Origin of the sequence: Blautia sp. AM47-4, assembly GCF_003479865.1 — a bacterium.
GTDB lineage: Bacteria > Bacillota > Clostridia > Lachnospirales > Lachnospiraceae > Fusicatenibacter > Fusicatenibacter saccharivorans.
The window spans coordinates 1-3,720 of the sequence record NZ_QUHY01000065.1 but is presented as its reverse complement, the minus strand read 5'-3'; the positions used below and the strand labels follow the sequence as shown (position 1 = coordinate 3,720).

Below are 3,720 nucleotides of genomic sequence, written 5' to 3'. Positions count from 1 at the left end.
CTCGTCGGCGTAAAGACGGCCCAGCCCTTCATCATCGGAAATATCCGGGTAAAAGCGGTAAAGGTCAAGGTTCTGCGTCAGGTTTATCAAATCCTTCACGCTCCTTGTGTGGTTTCCCAAGACAAGAGCGGCTTCAAAGGTTTCCAGTCCGCCCTTATCCCGTACTTCCAGCAGGGCGTGGCCCAGCTCGTTCAGCTCGTCGATGTTCTCACATTCGTAGAGATAATCGTAGAGCCCCAGCACATCACTGTCAAAGCTGGTAAAGAACACTTCGCTGTACCGTTTCCCGTCTATCCCGATTTTGGCAAGGGCGGCCTGCAACTCCTGTGTCGTCATGGGGAAATGTACCGTTGTCCCTACCTCAATCCCCATTAAGGGGTATAGGGCTGTATTGGTTATATAGGCTTCAAACATGGGCTCATTCCTCCTTTCCGGCCCGGTCAGCCAGCACCTCATAAATCCCGGCCATAATGTAATCGGCGCAAGGGAGGGCAATCGCATTTCCCAGCGCCTTGTAGCGTTGCAGAGGCCGGATCTCCACGCCGTCCACCCCGTACTTTGTCCAGCCCTCTGGCAGCCCCATCAGCCGTTCGCTTTCCGTTTCCGTCAGAAAACGGATACAGCCGCCCTCCGGGTCGCCCTCATACCAGAAGGCAAAGGGCGTTACATCACTGGCTAAAAGAGTGGGAAAAGGGTCAGTTGGTAATCCGAAGCTGTTTCGGAAGGCCGTTTCTTCCTGCCTTTTTGCCGCTCCCCGCATACGGAAGCACTGAAAGGGGTGGATGACTGGTATCTGCCGCCCTGTTTCAAAAGAAGCTGTTCGATCTCCTTCGGCGGCGGCCCACCCGCCCTCTCCGCAAGGCGGAGGAAGTGGGAGCATTGGACGGGGCTTAAATAGTATGTCTGCGGCACGTCTGCCTCCAAAATCCGCCACGACGAAAATCCGCTGCCTTCGTGCCAGCCTTCGGGAGCCTGCCCAATACTGGGCGTCCATGAGTCGCCAGCACACATCAGGCGTTCCCCCTCGCACCATTCCGGCGTTTCCCCATCTTCCCGAAGGAGGCATTGGAACTTCGGTGTCCGAGAAGGCGGATAAGACGGCTCTAAAGTCCATCCGGTCATTTGTAGAAAACGCTCCCATGACGTTTTCCCAAACAGCGATAGCTGGATATAGGTTATCAGTAGCATCCCTCATTTCCTGTATGATACGAAACGCCTGATAGAACAGGCTTGATTTTGCCCCGGCAAGGCCGGAGCGGTTGCCGATCAGAGAAAGGTTCTGACAGGGGGAACCGAAGGTAATTATATGGACAGGTGGGATTTTCCCGCCGTCCACCTTCGTAATATCCCCCAAATGCACCATGTCGGGAAAGTGCCTTTTGGTTATGGAGATGGGCGCTTTTTCAATCTCACTGGCCCATACCGGACGGATACCGCACCGGGAAGCAGCCAGAGGGAACACGCCAATCCCGTCGAAAAGGCTTCCCAGCTTAATGTCCGGCATGGCCCGGGGTGCCATGTCCCTTCACGGCAAGCACCCCTTCCAGTGTGGTCGCCGCAATGCCCAGCCGCCCGGCAACCGCAATATCATTTTTTACATCCTCGTCCACAGCGCTGCCGCAGACAATCAGGGTGTGGGAGCGCCGCAGCATATCCCGGCGCATATCAATCCCGGCCTTGTGTTCCTCGGGAACGCTGTCATTCAAAAACAGCGGCAGATACAAGAGCGGGCAGATCGGGGAAAAGCCCGCCTCATAAGCAAGACGGCAGTAGTGGGCCGCCAGCTCCATATCAACATCCGGCTCGCCGCTCCATGCGGCGGTCAGGTATGCTAAAGGTCGTTTCATTGGTTGAGCCTCCATTTCTGTTTTGGTTTAGGGAAAAGCAAGAGTTCGCCCAACCCCTCCGCCCCTTCCCCCGGGAAGGGGAACGGCTCTGGAGAATTTATATCCCCGTCGCTTGACCGGGAAAAAGCATAACCGGGAGAAATCCGTCAAGGGTGCCTCTGGCACCGCCTGCGGCGGCGCTGCCCTTGACTGATTTTCCCGGCTATGCTACGGAATAACTGGCGACGGGGGAATAATTTATATCTCCAGAGCTTCGGGGCGCGGGGCAGAGCCGCAATCCTCGGGCCATGCTGACCCGAAGTTTGGGCTTACTTTTCCTGTTCGGTTTTCTTCTCCGGCTTTTCATGTTCCTTCTGCTGACCCTTCCAGTCGTCCAGCAGCTTGATGATCTGGTCCTTCATTTCCCTCGGCGTAGTTTCCTTGCCGAAATACTTGCTCAGTTCCGCACCTGTCAAAATCACTTTGTCTACCTCCTTTTTGTCCTCCATCATAATGCCGTCGATCACATCCCCGTTGAGCAGCTTCTTTTCGTCCAGCTCACGCATACGCTTTGCCTGCGCCTGTGAAGGCGAGGACTGCTGGCTGTCAATGGCGACGGCGATATAGTTCTGGTTCTTCTTGCCGATATAGGAAAGCTCCACCGCCGTAGTAAAGCCCAGCTTTTTTTCATCCATCAGCTTCATCAGGTCGGGAACCAGCTCATTGAGCCGGATATACCGCTGCACCTGCTTGACCGCCATCTTATTGCGCTCGGCTACAATTTCGTTGGAGCGTTTTCCTGCGTCCTTCGGGTCAATCTGGCCCGAAGTGCGGGAGCCCTGGTGCTTGATGGCCTCAAGCTGCATTTTCAAGGCTTTGGCCCGCTCACTGGGAAGGATTTCTTCACGCTGGTTGAGATTGTCCTCGACCATCTGCGTGATGGCTTCATCGTCCGTCAGATTGCGAACAATACAGGGCATATCCGCATATCCGGCAAGCTCGCTGGCCTTCTGGCGGCGGTGGCCGGACACGATCTCATAGCCGCCATCCTCACGGGGACGGACGATAGCAGGCTGGGTAACGCCCTTGTCCTTGACGCTGGACACCATAGCCCGCATTTCTTCATCGTCTCGGACTTCAAAGGGATGGTTCTTGAAGGCGTGGAGCTCGTTCAGCTTGATATAGACGATCTGCTCCTTGCCCCGGCGTGGAGCATCCTTTGGCTTTTCGGGTCCTTTCGGAGCGGGAGCGGCCTGTATCGTTGGAGCCGTTTTTTTCTCCGGTTCCTTTTTGACCGCCTTTTCCGGTTTCTGTGCGGGAGCTTTGGACTTCGGGGCTGCGTCCTTGTCCTTATTTGCTTTCGGGGGACGGCCCCGGCGCTTCGGCTGTTCCGGCTCTTTGGGTTTTTCCTCTGCTTTTTTCGGAGCCTCCGGCTGCTTTTCCGGTTTCTCCGCTTTTGCCGGGTCAGGCTTTTCCACGCCGGGAGCTGCCGCCCGTTCCTCGACTTTCTTTTCCTTCATAATTTCAGCGAAGTTATAGACAGAAACCTGTGGGTTCTTTACCTCTGGTTCCGTCTTTTTTTCCGGCTCCGGGGAAACGGAAACCTTCTCTGGCTCTTTTGGGGGAGCGGGAGGCGTTTCCTTGCCCGGCCCGCTATCCGTTACCGGCTGTTCCGGCGTTTTTGTGGTTTTATCATCTGCCATAAGCATTTACCTCCTGTTTTTTGGCATGAAAAAAGGGGCTCAACTTTTCAGTCAAGCCCCCGTGGGAAGTTCCTCCTTTCTCCGCCATGATACAAAAATACCGCCCGTAGTCTCGTTTGGGCGGTACTTTGTGTAAGATTGGCAGTCCATTATTAAGTTTTTTATTATGTTCCCTTTGTACACCGTTGCAA

General features: G+C 55.1%; 5 protein-coding genes. All 5 read right to left on the bottom strand.

The genetic code is table 11. The annotated features are described in order from the left end of the window. A partial coding sequence (locus DW965_RS18295; RefSeq protein WP_147398817.1) for an antirestriction protein ArdA occupies positions 1-414 on the bottom strand: 414 nt, incomplete at its 3' end. A gap of 4 nt (positions 415-418) precedes the next feature. Next, complete coding sequence (locus tag DW965_RS18290) at positions 419-1,504, bottom strand: DNA cytosine methyltransferase (RefSeq protein WP_119198665.1); 1,086 nt, start codon at positions 1,502-1,504, stop codon at positions 419-421. Then, positions 1,491-1,847 carry a DUF7768 domain-containing protein gene (locus DW965_RS18285; RefSeq protein WP_003500157.1) on the bottom strand — a complete coding sequence of 119 codons (357 nt, stop codon included), beginning with the start codon at positions 1,845-1,847 and terminating at the stop codon, positions 1,491-1,493. Before DW965_RS18285 ends, DW965_RS18290 begins: the two co-directional genes overlap by 14 nt. Positions 1,848-2,155: 308 nt before the next feature. Then, complete coding sequence (locus tag DW965_RS18280; protein WP_330421269.1) at positions 2,156-3,529, bottom strand: ParB/RepB/Spo0J family partition protein; 1,374 nt, start codon at positions 3,527-3,529, stop codon at positions 2,156-2,158. Further along, on the bottom strand, positions 3,519-3,720 hold a 202-nt coding region (locus DW965_RS19460; RefSeq protein WP_306542053.1), incomplete at its 5' end, for a hypothetical protein. The genes DW965_RS18280 and DW965_RS19460, both read right to left, overlap by 11 nt.